General features: G+C 70.1%; 17 protein-coding genes and 1 pseudogene. 8 read left to right on the forward strand and 10 right to left on the reverse strand.

All coding sequences use genetic code 11. The features are described 5' to 3' along the window. Both ACIGW4_RS37570 and ACIGW4_RS37575 read left to right on the forward strand, forming a co-directional pair. On the forward strand, positions 1-287 hold a 287-nt coding region (locus ACIGW4_RS37570; RefSeq protein ID WP_399586147.1), incomplete at its 5' end, for an anthrone oxygenase family protein. 26 nt (positions 288-313) lie between these two features. Continuing rightward, entirely contained in the window at positions 314-739 is a 426-nt protein-coding gene (locus ACIGW4_RS37575) for a DUF4267 domain-containing protein (protein ID WP_123457770.1), read from the forward strand. A 252-nt stretch (positions 740-991) separates the two neighbouring features. Here the strand turns inward: ACIGW4_RS37575 and ACIGW4_RS37580 are convergent, their stop codons facing one another. Beyond that, positions 992-1,561 (reverse strand): pyrroline-5-carboxylate reductase, encoded by a 570-nt coding sequence (locus ACIGW4_RS37580; protein WP_399586150.1) that lies wholly within the window; start codon positions 1,559-1,561, stop codon positions 992-994. A gap of 15 nt (positions 1,562-1,576) precedes the next feature. Then, a complete protein-coding gene (locus tag ACIGW4_RS37585; protein WP_398711873.1) occupies positions 1,577-2,821 on the reverse strand; it encodes an MFS transporter in 1,245 nt (414 codons plus the stop codon). Positions 2,822-2,847: 26 nt separating this feature from the next. On the opposite strand from ACIGW4_RS37585, the gene ACIGW4_RS37590 reads away from it, so the two are divergent. After that, entirely contained in the window at positions 2,848-3,372 is a 525-nt protein-coding gene (locus ACIGW4_RS37590) for a CGNR zinc finger domain-containing protein (RefSeq protein ID WP_398711874.1), read from the forward strand. A gap of 382 nt (positions 3,373-3,754) precedes the next feature. After that, entirely contained in the window at positions 3,755-4,639 is an 885-nt protein-coding gene (locus tag ACIGW4_RS37595) for an IS5 family transposase (RefSeq protein ID WP_399586152.1), read from the forward strand. Here the strand turns inward: ACIGW4_RS37595 and ACIGW4_RS37600 are convergent. From ACIGW4_RS37600 to ACIGW4_RS37625, 6 genes are all read right to left on the reverse strand, one after another. Beyond that, positions 4,591-5,337, reverse strand: coding sequence for a hypothetical protein (locus ACIGW4_RS37600; protein WP_399586171.1), 747 nt, complete (start codon positions 5,335-5,337; stop codon positions 4,591-4,593). The genes ACIGW4_RS37595 and ACIGW4_RS37600 overlap by 49 nt on opposite strands. A gap of 416 nt (positions 5,338-5,753) precedes the next feature. After that, the gene (locus tag ACIGW4_RS37605; RefSeq protein WP_399586154.1) at positions 5,754-6,518 is read right to left on the reverse strand and encodes a DUF4118 domain-containing protein; all 765 of its coding nucleotides are present in this window, start codon (positions 6,516-6,518) and stop codon (positions 5,754-5,756) included. 253 nt (positions 6,519-6,771) lie between these two features. Next, entirely contained in the window at positions 6,772-7,161 is a 390-nt protein-coding gene (locus tag ACIGW4_RS37610) for a peptidase inhibitor family I36 protein (protein WP_399586156.1), read from the reverse strand. A gap of 118 nt (positions 7,162-7,279) precedes the next feature. Then, the gene (locus tag ACIGW4_RS37615; protein ID WP_399586158.1) at positions 7,280-7,531 is read right to left on the reverse strand and encodes a hypothetical protein; all 252 of its coding nucleotides are present in this window, start codon (positions 7,529-7,531) and stop codon (positions 7,280-7,282) included. Continuing rightward, positions 7,528-8,082 (reverse strand): hypothetical protein, encoded by a 555-nt coding sequence (locus ACIGW4_RS37620; protein ID WP_399586160.1) that lies wholly within the window; start codon positions 8,080-8,082, stop codon positions 7,528-7,530. Before ACIGW4_RS37620 ends, ACIGW4_RS37615 begins: the two co-directional genes overlap by 4 nt. Positions 8,083-8,336: 254 nt before the next feature. Next, the gene (locus tag ACIGW4_RS37625; protein ID WP_359591340.1) at positions 8,337-9,194 is read right to left on the reverse strand and encodes a class I SAM-dependent methyltransferase; all 858 of its coding nucleotides are present in this window, start codon (positions 9,192-9,194) and stop codon (positions 8,337-8,339) included. Between the two features lie 116 nt (positions 9,195-9,310). On the opposite strand from ACIGW4_RS37625, the gene ACIGW4_RS37630 reads away from it, so the two are divergent. After that, the gene (locus ACIGW4_RS37630; protein ID WP_123457778.1) at positions 9,311-9,895 is read left to right on the forward strand and encodes a TetR/AcrR family transcriptional regulator; all 585 of its coding nucleotides are present in this window, start codon (positions 9,311-9,313) and stop codon (positions 9,893-9,895) included. 527 nt (positions 9,896-10,422) lie between these two features. After that, positions 10,423-10,926 (forward strand): hypothetical protein, encoded by a 504-nt coding sequence (locus tag ACIGW4_RS37635; RefSeq protein WP_399586163.1) that lies wholly within the window; start codon positions 10,423-10,425, stop codon positions 10,924-10,926. A gap of 182 nt (positions 10,927-11,108) precedes the next feature. Here ACIGW4_RS37635 and ACIGW4_RS37640 read toward each other — a convergent pair whose 3' ends face one another. Together ACIGW4_RS37640 and ACIGW4_RS37645 are read right to left on the reverse strand one after the other, a co-directional pair. Next, positions 11,109-11,321, reverse strand: coding sequence for a hypothetical protein (locus tag ACIGW4_RS37640; RefSeq protein WP_399586166.1), 213 nt, complete (start codon positions 11,319-11,321; stop codon positions 11,109-11,111). A 726-nt stretch (positions 11,322-12,047) separates the two neighbouring features. Continuing rightward, entirely contained in the window at positions 12,048-12,380 is a 333-nt protein-coding gene (locus ACIGW4_RS37645; protein WP_399586169.1) for a hypothetical protein, read from the reverse strand. A 284-nt stretch (positions 12,381-12,664) separates the two neighbouring features. Between ACIGW4_RS37645 and ACIGW4_RS37650 the strand changes: the two genes are divergently transcribed. After that, the gene (locus ACIGW4_RS37650) at positions 12,665-13,675 is read left to right on the forward strand and encodes a quinone oxidoreductase family protein (RefSeq protein ID WP_399586172.1); all 1,011 of its coding nucleotides are present in this window, start codon (positions 12,665-12,667) and stop codon (positions 13,673-13,675) included. A 376-nt stretch (positions 13,676-14,051) separates the two neighbouring features. Continuing rightward, a pseudogene (locus ACIGW4_RS37655) lies at positions 14,052-14,869 on the forward strand (IS5 family transposase). Positions 14,870-15,087: the final 218 nt, after the last annotated feature.

Raw genomic sequence — 15,087 nt, forward strand, 5'->3', positions numbered from 1 at the left:
TGCCGTTCTGGTACATCGGCTCACTCGTCCTGAGCGCGGTCTGGGCCGTCGCCGGACGGCACAGCCCCGGCGCCGGCCTCGTCGTCATCGCCGCCGCGCTGCTGATCCTGAGCGTGATCATGTCAGTCCTGCTGCTCGTCCCGATCAACAACCGGGGCGAGACCTGGACCCCCGAGAACCGGCCCGCCGACTGGAAGGAGCAGATGAACCGCTGGGACCGCTACCACTACGTCCGCGTCGCCGTCATCATCGCCGCCTTCACCCTGCTGGTCACCGCCCTCACCTGAGCCCGATACCCACAAGGAGAAGAACAATGTCGCTGAAGAAGATCAACACCGTCCTGGCCGTCGCCTTCATCCTCTTCATCCTCTGGTTCGGGTCGGAGTTCATCCTGCGCCCGGAGACGGTGGCGCCGGGCTTCGGCCTGCCGAGCTGGCCGTCCGGCGACGGCGGCGGCTTCCTGATCGTCAAGGGAACCCGCGACGTCGTCATGGCCCTGGTACTGGGTGTCCTGCTGGCGGCAGGTCACCGCCGGGCGCTGGGCTGGGCGATGCTGGTGGAGGCCCTCGCTGCGTACGGGGACATGGCCAACGTGCTGGCCCACCACGGCTCCGCGGCCACCGCGCTTGGCGTCCACGGCCTGACCGCGACACTGATGGTGGTCAACGGCCTGCTGATAATGCGCGAGACCCGCAAGGCCGCGGCTGCTCCGGCAACGCGCGCCCCGCAGCCCGCCTGACGCTACCTTGGCTAGTTTCGGTACTCGCCCGTCAGCGCCTGCCGGGAAAGGCGAGACGCACGATCTTCTTCCAGCGGGCGGCGGCCTGGTCCCGTTTCTTCGGGATGGCGCAGCACGACCGCCTGGCCCGACTCTCATAAACAGTCATTGTGGGACTCCAGGAAGCGGGATCGCGCGGGCTGCTCAATCTCCGAACTCGGCTGCACGCGCAGGTGACGGATCGCCAACTCTGGCACGAGCCCCTTGCCGGGACTATTTCAGATCGGCGAGGAGGTCATCGAGGGCCTTCTCGAGGGCTTCGGAGTTGGCCGTGTCGGACCAGCTGGTGCGGATGCGTTCGTTGTTTCCGTTCGGTGTCTCGTGGTCGGCCGCGAGCTGGTGCAGGGAGCGGGTCTCGTCGCTCAGAGCGCGACCGACTTCCTGGAAGAGTCCGCGGACATAGCGTTCCGCGTCGTCGGCGGCGATGCCGTGACCAGAGGCCCACGACGTGAGCGTGGCGAGGTACGTGCAGTGGGTGGTCAGCGTTCCGGTCAGCGCAGAGAAGACGTCGAAGGCCGCCTCGTCCGCGACGTGGAGGACGCCGCCCAGGTACTCGAAGAGGACGTTGGCCGCCGGGTGCGATGGGAACGTCACCGTGACCGAGCGCCGTGCGCGTACGGCGGGCAGGGGGATGGCCCTTACCAGCGGGGCGTCGGTGGCGAGCGTCCCGCGCAAGTCGTCGTTGGCGACGCCGGCCATTACGTTGACCACTGTCTTGTCGCCGTCCACGCGCAGACCGGCCAGTGCTTCATGCCGGTCCTGGCGGCGTACGGCGATGATCACTGGCTCTGAGACGTATCAGCGGATGTGGAGTTCCGCCTCGGCCGTGACCACCAGGGCGACGACGGCCAGCAGGGACAGCAGTGCCCAGGCCGGGGTGAAGCTGCCGGTGAGGTCGACCAGGAGGCCGAGCACGGGCGGAACCGTGACGATGGCGATCTGGTTGACGGACATGGCCAGCCCCAGGGCGAAGCCGGTCTTGCTCGGTGGGGCCGCTTCGGTGACGTAGGCGACCCACGGGCCGTACCAGCCGAAGCCGAAGAAGCCGAGCCAGACGAAGACACCGGAAGCGACGAGCGGTGACCTCCCGGCCGGTGTCATCAGCACGGCCAGACCGGCGATCACGGCGACCATGCAGACCAGCACGACGGCATAGCGCCCGGACCTGATCTGGTCGCTCCATGCCGCCAGGCAGATCCGGCCTGCGACGCCCGCGACCTGGGAGGCTACCAGGACCAGGGCCGCCGTCCCGGCGTCGACGGATGACGTCTGGTGGAGGTGGAGCACCGTCAGGACGCCCACACCGTACTGCACGGAGATCAGGCTGGTTCCCGACAGCATGATCTTCACCGTGGACGGTTCACGGAGCATGCGCAGCCGGGCGCGGAGCTGTGCCGCGAGCTGGTCCGACGGTTCCTTGTCCTGCGGGGTGTGCGGTGTGGGCGGCCGACGGTAACAGCCCATGAAGAGGCCCGCTCCGAGCAGCGCGACGAAGCCGCCGGTCAGCAGTGTCGCCCGCCAACCGAACTCCTCGGCGATGACTGGGAGTACGGCCGAGGCGAGCGCCGCCCCCAGCGGCAGCCCGGCCTGCCGGATACCCATGGCGAAGCCGCGCTGTGACCCGTCGAACCAGGACGCCACCGACTTGCTCCCACCCGGCTGGACGGTGCTGTATCCCATGCCGACCACCAGCAGGGCGACCAGCAGGGCCGTATATCCCGGCGCCAGGCTACCCGCGCTCAGAGCCAGCCCGACCGCGCCGGCCCCGATCCCGACAACCCAGCGCTCGCTGTATCGATCCAGTAGCTCGCCGGCCACCAGCAGCCCGGCCAGGGGCACGAGCTGGGCCGCCGAGATCAGCAGACCCAGCTGCGCCGTGCTCAGGTCCAGGGCGCCCTGAAGGTGCACGCCGAGCGCTCCGACGCCGCCTACGAAGAAGCCGGACGCGGCCTGGGTGAAGGTGGCAACGCCCAGCACGATCCAGCGATAGCGCCACGGGTCGCGGGCCTGGGAGCCAGCGCGCCCGGCGGTGTGTTGTGTCATGCCGACCACACTGCTGTAATGGTCTTATGAGACTCAACCCTTACGGTGAGGATGCGGTGAACCTGGCCGCGGATCTGGCCAACCACCGGCCTGAGAGCGTGGATGAGCTGACAGAGCGCTGTCAGGCGGCCGGGCTCATGCTGGAGAGCCCGGTAACAGCGGACGATCTCGGCCGTGCCCGGGCCGCACTCGACGCCTGGGAGAAGGTCGTCGACGCCACCGGGGAGCAGGAGCGCGCCGATCTGCTGAACCGGATGCTGGCCGAGGCCGCCGCCTACCCGCGGCTGACCTCCCACCCCGGCACCGGCTGGCATCTGCACTACCGGGACGCACAACAACCGCTCGGCTCCGTGCTGTTCACGCTGTTCGCGGTCGGCACCGCACTGCATCTCGTGGGCCGCGGCATGCACCGACTGCGGCGCTGCGAGACGACTGAATGCAACACGGCCTTCGCCGACACCTCGCGCACTGGACGACAGCGCTACTGCTCCCAGCGCTGCGCCAACCGCGACGCCGTCCGCAGGCACCGGGCGCGAGCCGCACTCACCTGACCAGGCGGCATGAACTCATGGTCGCTCTCGCTCGTCCTGCAGCTCCGTAACATCGCCCCTCAAGACTGGGGAGGCGTGAGACGTGGGAATCTTCAGAAGGAAGCGCAGTGGGCAGCGGACACCTCCGCCCGAGCTGGTTGCCGAGGCCAAGGAAAATCCGGGGGGCTGGGTATACGAGATCGACGGGAACATGGTCGATGATCCGAACGGGGCTGTGCCCCCTGAGGCCATCATCGCGGCTTGGCAAGTAGACGCTCGCGGCAGGCTCTCGGGGGGCTACCAGGCGAACCCGAACTACCGACCTGGGGCGGCAGAGCGGTAGCTCGTATGAGGCGAGGCGGTACGGCCGTTTCATCCCGGTCGTCGACTCGTTGGTCTGGCCGTGCCGTTGACTGACGCGCAGTGGGCGCGGATCGGGCCGTTGCTCCTGGGGCGGATGCCGCGACGGGGTGGCCGGTGGCGGGATCACCGTGAGGTGATCGACGCGATCGCCTGGAAGTTCCAGACCGGATCGCAGTGGGTTCACCTCCCTGAGAAATACGGCAACTGGCGGGGCGTCTGTAACCGGCTACGGATGTGGCCATCGACGGCACGTGGGAGCGGGTGTTCACCGCGCTCATCGCACAGGCCGACGCCGAGGAAGACCTCGGTCGGGCGTCTCGGTCGACTCCGCTGTCGTGTGCGCTCACCAGCATGCGGCCGGGGCCCGCAAAAAAGGGGCCCGGTCGGCGAGCCCGATGACAATGCCATCGGCCGGTCCCGCGGCGGGCTGACCACGAAGATCCAGCTCGCCTCCGATGCCCACTGCCGACCACTGGTCTTCGTGCTCACCGCCGGGCAGGCCGGTGACGCACTCGCCTTCGCTCACGTCATGGCCCGCCTCCGCGCTCCCCGGCGGCGAGGACGGCCCCTTACCAGGCCGGACACGGTCCTGGCAGGCAAGGCGTACTCCTCCCGCGCGATCCGCGAGCACCTGCGCAAGCGCGGAATCCGGGCGGTCATCCCCATTCCGGTCGATCAACGCGGCCACCGGCTGCGGCGCGGCAGGCCACCCGCCTTCGACCTCGAGACGTACAAGCAGCGCAACACCGTCGAACGCCGCATCAACCGCCTGAAGCAGTGGCGAGGCATGGCCACCCGCTACGAGAAGACCGCAACCGTCCACCTGGCCGGACTCCACGTCGCCTGCATCTTTCTTCGGGCCGCCAGGCCGGCGACTCAGGAGCAGGAGCGAACCGCATCGTCCCAGGCACCAGGGCTGCGGTAGTGGTTCTTGTGCCCCGCGGCGAGCACACGGCGTAGTTCGGCAAGGTGCCGGGTGTTCGCGGGGAGGTCCAGCTGGTCGAGGAGGGCCGGTACGGCGGCCGGTTCCAGGTCGCCGTAGACGTCGTGGAAGCTCGCCAGGAGGCCGCGGAAGACGGCCGTGTGCAGGGCGGGCAGCCGCATGGCGGTGCGGTATGCCGGCTCCTTCACCGTCCAGCGGACCGGGCCCGAGCACTCCAGGACCCGGCGGGCCCGGCGGAGCAAGGCTTCCGACGCCTCGGTCACCACCCAGTCGATGTCGTTGCCGAGGACCTCGGCGAAGGCCGTCGCGGACGTGGTGTGATCCTCGAACCAGTCCACCCACAGCGAGTAGGTGACGGCCTCGGCGTCCCGGTCCGCCTCCAGGCGCTCACGGTAGCCGTCCCACAGCACGTCGGCCGGCAGGGGGCCCTCCGCGCCCTCGTTCGCGAACCGGATCTCGCACGTGACCCAGTACTCGTCGAGGAGGTCCAGCAGTCCGAAGGCCAACCGCAGCTGGTCGGCGGCGTCCAGGTCTTCGGCGAACACGTCGCCGGCCCAGGAGTGCGCCACCTGGTTGGCGGTGAGCAACGTGTCCGGCCTCTCGTCACTCACCCACCCGTCGCGCATCTGGCTGACGCCCTGATCAGCCAGCCAACGCCGCGCTGCTTCCTCGGCTTGCATCTCCACTCGGGGAGTATGACAAGCCTCGCAAGATCCTAACGAAACGGCCCGGCGCGGATTCGTTCACGAGAAGCGGTTCTGGCACAACTTTCGTGAAACCACACCGGACGGGACTCGCGCCGGCCTCTGGACGAGCTGCCGGCCTACCCGTTCATCAGGGCTGTCGGCCTTGGACACAAAGGATCGGTACGGTTTCACGGAGTGTGAGCCAGAACCGCTTCTCGTTACCACCCCCTCTTACGCTGCCTGGCGTGCTTTTGGCGTCCCGCCTACGGCTTCGTGTCCTTCGGCGCGGAACGGGTCCGCTCTCCCGCACGGCCCACACGGTGACGGGGTTTCCCCCGTCACCGTGTGCGACGGCTTCGAAAGACCGGTTTGCGAGTGGTGCGTCGGGCGGGACACGGCCCGCTCGGCGTTCACCGTCTCCGGGCCGCGGCGGCCGGGGCGTCGTCGAGCGCGGCCGCTGCCTGGACAGCCAGGTCGAGGGCGACCAGCCTCGCCTCCAAGGACGGCGGCACGGCCCCGGGCGCGGGGGTCATCACGTAACGGCCCTGGGAACGTCCGCGGACGACCGCGGGCAGTTCGATCTCCTCGTACGGCCATCCCTGCCGCTCGAGATCCCAGATCCAGCCGGACACCGTCACGCTCCCGTCGGGCTCAAGGCGTGCCGTTCCGCCCGTGCTCTCTCCGTGCGCGAAGCGGCATCCCTCGAGATCCAGTACGTCGACCAGTTCCCGTCGTACCCGCTGGACGACCTCGTCGGCGGACGTGCTGAGCCTGGCCAGGCGCGTGACACCGTGCAGCCGCTCCAGGTGGGAGGCGTCCGCGAGCGCGGCACTTCCCAGGGTCCGCCCGCGTACGGCGAGCTGGGAGACAAGCAGGCCGACGGCGAGGAGCAGGACGGCGGTCTCGACGTCGGCGCGGTCCTGGATGTGAAAGCTCTGGTACGGCGCGGTGTGGAAGAAGTCGAACCACGCGGCGGCCGAGAGGGCCGCGAGCGCGCCGGCGAGCCGGTTGCCGAGCGCCGACACCGCCACGACCACGACGACCAGCAGCAACGCGAGGTTCGTGTGGGTGACGCTCGCACGGAGCGGCAGCAGGATGAGGGCCGTCAGGAACGGTCCGACGAGACCGGCGACGACCGCGAACGTGTCACGGGCCGAGAACGCCGAGAATTTCATGACGCACCTCGCAGGACCGAGGGGTGGCCCCCACATGTCCAGCGTCCACCCGGCACGGCGCCTGTGACATCGGGTGGTGGGATCTTTGACGGATCCCTGATGAGAGCAGGGTTTGCGTTCGCCTGACCTGTTCACTTGCCCCGGATGGGCCCATGGGGGGTGAGGAGCCCGGCGCCCTACCGGTGGATCTTGATGTTTCCCCTATGTCCTTGGGCCGGCCCGCGCGGCCCGGCCTATGCGGGGCAGGTCGGAGTCAGCGGACGGAGGAGGCGGAGTCGTTGCCGGCGTTGCCGTTGTTCAGGCTGATCGACTCGCCCGGCAGGAGCGTGATGGGCGTGCCCTTGAAGTCCCAGTCCGGGTAAACGCGCACGATGTCGGTGGTTCGGTTGTACGGGGTGCCGGCCCGGTCGTTGAAGTTGCAGCCCTCCAGGTGCGCCACGCCGCCGTTGACGCGCAGGATCGGCGCCGAGCCGATCGCGTTGAAGTCCCAGTGATCGTAGAGGCACAGGTAGCCCGGCATGCGGGCGCTCGCGCCCTGCCCCCGGTAGACCGGCACGTCCGCTGCCCGCGCCGGCCCTGCCGACACCGTCCCGGCCAGCACCACACCGACTGCCGCCGTCATCATCGCCGTACGAACCCTCACGTCGCCGTCCCTCCGACACCACGATGAACGCGCACGCCTCCCCCGGCCCGACAGAAGCCGGGGCCGGCAGGAGAAGGTCGCGCCTGCTGGGAGGTGACCTTGCCCGACATGCGTCCACTCACAAGACCGGGCTCACCCGTCTCACTCCGCAAGGACTCTCGAACAGGAGGCGCGGCCGCAGCGGTCGCGCAGGCGGACTTGGGCGGCCGAGGGCCTGGCGGGTGGTCAGGACGGCGTCTGCGGCGGCGATGTGGAAGGCGGCGTGTTCCTCGCGGAGCCCGTCCAGGCAGCGGCCGTCGTACGCCCGGGCCGGGATGTTCGCGATGCGGCACCGCTCCTCCTCCGGGGTGGGGAGCTGCTGCTCGGTCACGGCCGTGGGAGCCAGGTGGGACAGGAGAAGGTGAGATCCGTGCGGTATGGGACATCCTCCCCGTCCGTGATGACGGTGATCTCCTGGAGCTCCCGGCCGGTGCAGATGGGGCGGGGGCCGGTGACGGCGCCCTCCTCCTCGTCCGGAGCGCCGGTCACGGTGGACTCCAGCTCCGTAAGCGGGGTGATGGGGCGGACGGGCGTGAGGGTGACAGTCATGGGGCCTCCAGGCTGTTCAGCGGTGTCCGGGTCAGGGTTGTCCGGGAGTTGTTCGGTGGTTGTTCGGGCGGCCATGGCGTAGCGGCCCTTACGGCGGGCCTTGAGCCGCTGAAGTCGGTAGCCCATGCCTCCGGCTCCTTCCAGTGGAGCAGTGGCGGTGGGCCAGACCTGGCGGGCGACGGCTGCGTACGCGGCGCCCGCGAGGACGATCACTTCCGTGGCGCGGTCCACACCGAGGGCGCGGGCCTGGGCACGGAGTTGGTCACCGGCGACGGAGCCGGGCTGTCCCATACGGAGCTCGTACGGTTCCAGGACGTGGTCCAGCAGGATCAAGCCATGGAGCGCGGAGGGGACCAACGGTGGTCCCGGGCTCCGCGAGGGCGTCCACGGTGCGGCGACACGCCCGGTGAAAGCTGCCGGTGCAGAGCTCGCCGGTCGGGGTGGAGCGGTTCGACTTCGCGGCGCCACACGGGTGAGCTCGCGGGTTCGCACATTCCAGAACGCTGTACAGCATGAACCCGCACGCTCGACGTCGACAAGGGCTGTCGTGGGTGCGGGTTCACGGGTTGCGTGGCGGGTTGTACGGCTCAGCCGTGTGCTGGACCGCCGCGCACGGCGGTGACCAGCCAGGAACTGCTGCGCAGCCACACCCCGCCGTCCGCCTCGTGGCGGCGCAGGGCGGCCGTCAGTGCCTGGCGCGCCGCATCCTGCTCGGACGGGGTCACCTGATCGAGCAGGTGACGCCCGGGACCGGAGTCCAGCAGGAACGCCGCGGCGTCCGCCGCGTCGGTGCCCCATTTCCCCGCCGCCTCGACCCTGTGCGCTTCCACCTCGTCGAAGCCGCCGGCGGCGAGCAGGTCGCGGATGCGGCCGGGATCTGTCAGGGAGAACATGCCGGGGCCGTCGGCCTTCCCGAACCCGCCGAGCGGCAGGATGTCCTTGAGCGAGGCCAGCGCGGCGAGCCACTCGTTGGCCTCGGCCTCGGCCGCGCAGATGAAGGCCAGCCGGCCGCCGGGGCGCAGTGCGCGGTGGAGGTTGGCGAAGGCTGCGACCGGGTCGGTGAAGAAGGTCATGCCGTACCGGCTGATGACCGCGTCGAACGCCCCGGCGTCCAAGGGGTGGACCTGGGCGTCGCCCTGTACGAAGGCCACGTTCGCGACCTCTTCGCGTACGGCGCTCTCCCGGGCCTTGTCCAGCATCGGTCCCGACAAGTCCAGGCCGAGCGCCCGGCCGCGTGCGGCGCGCCGGGCGGCGAGGCGGGTGGTGCGGCCGGCTCCGCAGCCGACGTCCAGCACGGCATCGGTCTCGGAGATGGCCGCGGCGTCCAGGAGGGGCTGGTTGAAGCCGTCGTTGACGGCGTCCCAGCGCTCCTGGCCGCGGGCCCACTGCGCGCCCTCGTATCCGTTCCACGCCTCGGCCTGCGCGGTGTTGGCGAAGTGCCTCATGGGTGGACTCCCTCCCGCCGGGGCGCGGCAGGGCGCCCCGGCCCTAGAATGGGCAAGTGCCCAAACATTATGGGCGAACGCCCATACTTGCAACGGGCCGAGAGAAAGGGGCTGTTGTGTCACCTCGTGGAGTGGCGATTCCGGACTTGCGCGAGCGGCTGTTCGCGGCCGCGGAACGGGTGGTGGCCCGCGACGGCGCCGCGGCCCTGACCAGCCGTGCCGTCACCGCGGAGGCCGACTGCGCCAAGGGCGTCCTGCACGCCCACTTCTCCGGCCTGGACGAGTTCGTCGCCGAGCTGGTCCTGGACCGCTTCGCGCGCAGCGCCCGCCACGCCGAGGCCCTGCACACCAAAGTGGGGCAGGCCACGGTCGCGGAGAACCTCCACGAGGTCGTCGGGACCCTTCTGGACTCCCTGCCGCCTGCGGTGGTGGGCCTGGCGATGACCCGCCCCGCGGCCGCGTCGCACACCCGTGAGGGCTTCCAGTCCGGCGCGCCGGCGTTCGATGCGATCCAGCACGCCGTCACCGCCTACCTCCAGGCGGAACAGCACGACGGCCGGATCCCGCCGGACAGCGACGCCGCCACCATCGCGCTCGCACTCGTCGGCACCACCCACCATCTGCTGATGACCCGCAGCACCGCACCGGCCACGGACACCGCGGTGACCGTGCAACGCCTGCTGGCCGTACTCCTCGGCTGAGCGCCGGTCATCGCCCTGGCCCTGTCCGGTTCAAGGGTGCTGGGCGGGCTTCCGGGGCCGTAGCGCCTCTCAGGAGCGGGCCGGACGGTCGGGGGGGGGGGGGGGGGGGGGGCGGGGGGGGCCCGCCCGGGGGGGGGCCCCCCCGGCGGGGGGGGGGGGGGGGGGGGGGGGGGGGGGGGCGGGGCGGCCGCCCCCCCCGGGGGGGGGCGGGGGGGGGGGGCCCCCGGCGGGGGGGGCCCCGCCCCCCCCACGCCGAGGTCAGGCCACCTTGAGGGTTGGGTTCTGTCCGACGGATCATGGCCGGGGCTGCGGCGTCTGACGCGGCACCTCGCCGTGTTGCCGAAACGTCCCGACAGCCACGTTCTCGCGGATGCAGCGGGCGGTCCGGGCTGAGAAGGACGCGGCCGGCGGCATCGACTGGCTGGTGTCGGTCGACTCGACGGTCGCGCGAGCCCACCAGCACGTCATGGAGGGCTTCCGAGGGCGCCTCGGATCGGTCACCATGGAGGTCCGCCGACGATCCGAGGGTGGGGATGAGCGAGGGTGGGGACGTTCTGGACGGGCAACCGGAGCAGGTCGGACCCGCGCCGTGGCTGGCGCTGGCCTGCCTGGTCGGGCTGCTTCTGGCCTACGTCGTGCTGACGAACTTCACCGGAGAGCTGCGGACGGCGCTGTGGGGCGAGCCCGGGACCGTGACCGAAGCCGACTGCCGGACATACGACAACACCGTGGCCAATGCGGGAACGTCGACGTCCTGCTCGGGCGTCTTCACCCCGGACGACGGCGGCGCGTCGTTCGACGTCCCCGTCGAGGGCGACATCGATGCGCAACCGGTCCGCGCGTGGCTGGTGGACGGTACGTCCGGCACCGCGTACGTCTCACCCACATGGTGGGCGGGGGCGCTCCCGGTGGGGCTGTCCCTCCTCCTGGCCGGTCTCCCGGCGGCGGTGACGGTCAGGCACGTACGCCGCGTCCGCGCACAGCGCCGTAGAGATCCGCTTTACGGATCAGACCCGGAGTCGAGTGCGTGATCGACGACGAGCACGACGGGTGCAGCAAGCACGTCACCCGGCTCGACATCGACAAGCCGGGCCTCCGGCCGGGTAAGCGGCCCGCGACCGAGGGCCCGGCTCCCTCCGTGCGCCCCGTAACGGCGCCGGCCCGCGACGAGTCGTCCGCCACCTACGCTGCTCAGCCCCGGCGAGTAGCACGCTCATCCGCCGACTGAAGCGCTCAGCCACACACGGAGGGCGGCGCGGGCGGTGTCACCATCGAGGAGGAGCGCGAATTCCTCGAACGCCACCGCCCTCACCGCGTCGGGGGCCGCCTGCCGGCCCTCGGGTGCACGGCGTGCGGCCAGCTGTGCGGCGCCACGGGCGACGATCCGCTCGCGCGTGGCGTCGTCGAGGGCGTCGTCGGTGAGCACGGCCAGGACCGGCCGCCACGTGGCGGACCGCCCCCGGTACGGTCATCGCTGTCAGCTGCTCCGCGCTGGTCCTGTTCACGTAGCTCCGGCGCGTAGGGCGGAATGCGCGCCGAAGCGGCGGGCGGCTGCAACCGCTGGTCCCCACCGACGTCACGCTCGCGTAGTACGAGAAGGGTGCGGCTTCCTGGATGGAATGCCGCACCCTTCCGGCACGCGTCTCGAACTGCTGTCCGTTCACGACAGTAGTCAGACGACGGCTTCGGCAGCGCGGCTACTCTTCGGCGAGGTCGGCGTGCAGGTGGTCGTACGCGGTGCGGGCCCTGCCCACAGGTCGCTCGCGTGCGCGGTCGACTCCTGGGCCAGGAAGCGGGCGTAGAGGTCGGGGAAGGTGCGGCCGCTGCCGTCGCCGCCGGGGCATTGTCCATGAGCGCGGCCAGCGCGTAGGGGGCGGTCGGCACCTGGGGTTCGAGGTGGTCGAGGTCGGGGCGGAAGGCGCCGGTCTCGACGACGGTGCCTTCCGCGTGAGCGGTGGGCGTAGGTGATCTCGGCGCGGGTGGAGTCGCCGATGTAGCTGCCGGGGAAAGCGCCTGAGTTCGCGATTTCTGAGGCGCTGGCACCACGAACTTGGCCCTGCCAGCCGGGATCCTCGAATGTGTACGGCTCGGTTCCGACTGATTCGGGGTCGAAGTGCATGACGTTTTCGGTGCCCGGTGAGCCGATCCTTGGTCAGCCGACTTCAGGTACCGCGCCAGGCGGAGCAGGCTTCTCCACGGTGACACGCCGGATGTGGCCTACCCACGAGTCCGGCGTCAGGGAGGACCACTCAACGTCGATCTCGACGCCGTGGAATATGCGGGTGAGGTCCGCAAGCTGTGTGACGATCGCCGTCTGTACCTCCTCAGGGGCCGCGTCGGCGGGCATCGGGACCTTGCCGCATCCGCCCCCCGAGTCGTCGGCGATGAACGTGTAGGGCCACACGTCTTGCCCAGTCAGCAGGGTGATCTCCTTCGGTATGCCGAAGGGGGGCCGCTTCTTCTTCGTCTCGGGTCGTCTCGCCACGGTGCCATCCAACCTGACGACCGCGGGGTCAGGCACCCGCCATACACGCCTCAGCCACCACAACCAGGCCTGACCAGAGCCGCATGACGCCACCCACCCAGGTGAAGGTAGGTCGATCGCCAGTCGGCTTTCGTCGACCCTTGACGGCCTCGGTCTCCTGCCCCAGACCCGGGTGCGAAGCAGGCGTCTCAGCTCTCAGCGGGGGCGGCGGGCTGGTCTGCTTGCCGGGAATCGGATCGCCGTCAACGGGGTTGGTGGAGGGCGAGCCGATCATCGGAGGGGTCATGCGAGCGATTCAGGTGTACGAAGTGGGCGGTCCCGAGGTGCTGCAGGAGGCCGAGGTGGACCAGCCGCGGCCGGGTCCGGGCGAGGCGGTCGTGGAGGTCGCCGCATCCGGGGTCAACTTCCTCGACGTCTACCACCGCGAAGGCCGGTACCGCCTTCCGCTGCCCTTCACCCCGGGCGCTGAGGGCGCCGGCACGGTCGTCGAAGTCGGACCCGACGTCGCTGACGTCGCCGTCGGGGACCGGGTCGGTTGGGTGGAGGTTCCCGGCACGTATGCCGAGCGGGCCGTCGTGGACTCCTCCCGGCTGGTGCCGCTGCCCGACGACATCGACTTCGAGACGGCCGCCGCCGTGCTCCTCCAAGGCATGACCGCGCACTATCTCGTCAAGGACGCCTACCCGGTCCAGGGGGGCGACACGGTGCTCGTGCATGCGGCTGCCGGTGGCATGGGGCTGCTTCTGACCCAGCTCATCACCCATCTCGGCGGCAGGGTGATCGGTACGACGTCGACCACGGCGAAGGCCGAGCTGGCGAAGCGCGCCGGAGCCGCTGAGGTGATCCTCTCCTCCGCGGTCGACGATCTCGCGGCCGAAGTGAGGCGCCTCAACGGCGGTCAGGGACTGCCGGTCGTCTTCGACGGCGTTGGCGCGCACACCTTCGACGCGAGCCTCGCCAGCCTGCGACCCCGCGGCCATCTCGTGCTCTTCGGCGCGGCGAGTGGTGCCGTGCCGCCGTTCGATCCGATGCGGCTCGCCCACGGAGGTTCCCTGACCCTGATCCGGCCCAGCCTCGGGGACTTCATCGCCGATCGCTCCGAACTCCTCCGACGGGCCGCCGATGTGTTCGAGTGGGTGCGCTCCAAGGCGCTTGAGGTCACCGTGACGGGCCGCTACGCCTTGTCCGAGGCCGCCCGGGCCCACAGCGATCTGGAGGCCCGGCGTACCACCGGCAAGCTGCTCGTCGTACCCGATGCGGCCGCTCTGGGACGTCCCGAGGAGACGCAGAGCTGATCGAGGGTGACGAGGCCGGGGATCTTGGAGACCGAGATGTCGAGGGCATGACCGACCGTCATCGCCAAGATCCCCGACGACAAGGTCCTTGAGCAAGGGCTGCATCCACCCGATGGTGACCGGCGTGCGAGAGTGCGCGGTCTGCGAGCTGAGGAACAGATGGGGGTTGCGGGTGTGTGGCCAGCGTGAGTGGCGGAGTTGGATGTAGTCGGCGGCGGCCTGACGGGTGAAGGCGTCGAGGGGGTGGTCGGTGTTGCCGTGCACGAGCCGGCCGCCGGTGAACGGGATTGGCTAACAGCAACCGTTGGCTCTTTAGAGGTCCTGACAGAAGCCGTTGATCATGTGGCTGTCGGCTCGGTTGCTCGTTGCTCCGTTCGTGGCGAAGAGGAACTCCCGTCCGTGGATCATCTCGGACGAACTGTGGTCGCTGGTCGAGCCGTTGTTGCCGGTCCCGGCGCCGAAGCTGGCGGCGGGACGGCCTCGGGTACCCGACCGGCAGGCTCTGTGCGGGATCCTGTTCGTGCTCCACACCGGCATCCAGTGGGAGCACCTGCCCCGGGAGCTCGGCTTCGGATCCGGCATGACGTGCCGGCGGCGACTGGCTGCCTGGAACGAGGCCGGCGTGTGGGACCAGCCGCACTTGGTCCTGCTCAAGAAGCTGCGCTCGGCGAAGCAGCTCGACTGGTCGCGGGCGGTGATCGACGCCAGCCACGTCCGGGCCGCTCGACGCGGCCCCAAAGCGGACCCAGCCTGGCCGACCGCGCACGGCCGGGCAGCAAACACCACCTGATCGTCGACGGGCAGGGCATCCCGCTCGCCGTGTCGCTGACCGGCGGAAACCTCAACGACGTCACCCAGCTGATGCCCCTGCTCGCGAAGATCGCGCCCGTCGCCGGTCTGGTCGGCCGACCCAGGTGACGACCAGGCGCGCTGCTGGCCGACCACGGTTACGACCACGACAAATACCGCCGCTCCGTCTGGGCCCAGGGCATCAAACCGGTCATCGCCCGCCGAGGTGTCCCGCACGGCTCTGGCCTCGGCGTCCACCGCTGGGTCGTCGAGCGGACCATCGCCTGGCTGCACGGCTTCCGGCGCCTACGCGTCCGATGGGAACGACGCGACGACATCCACGGAGCCTTCCTCGGCCTCGCCACCTGCCTCATCACTCACCGACACGTCCAACGCCTTTGTTAGGACCTCTAAGGGCTGTCCCGTAAAGGATCTTCCGCTCGGTGCGGGCGCGGTCTGCCGCGGGCTGAGGAAACGGGTTGGCGTCACGCGGAATCGGCGTGGATGCTGCCTTGGGGGAGGTACCTAACAAGCTCGTGCACGGTAAGAGGTGAGACGTCGAGCCTCAGATGGTTGATCATGGTTGAGTGGTGGGGAACACGACTCGTGCAGCGATCATCAGC

Source organism: Streptomyces sp. NPDC053513 (genome assembly GCF_044544765.1).
In the GTDB taxonomy this organism is placed as follows: Bacteria; Actinomycetota; Actinomycetes; order Streptomycetales; family Streptomycetaceae; genus Streptomyces; species Streptomyces litmocidini.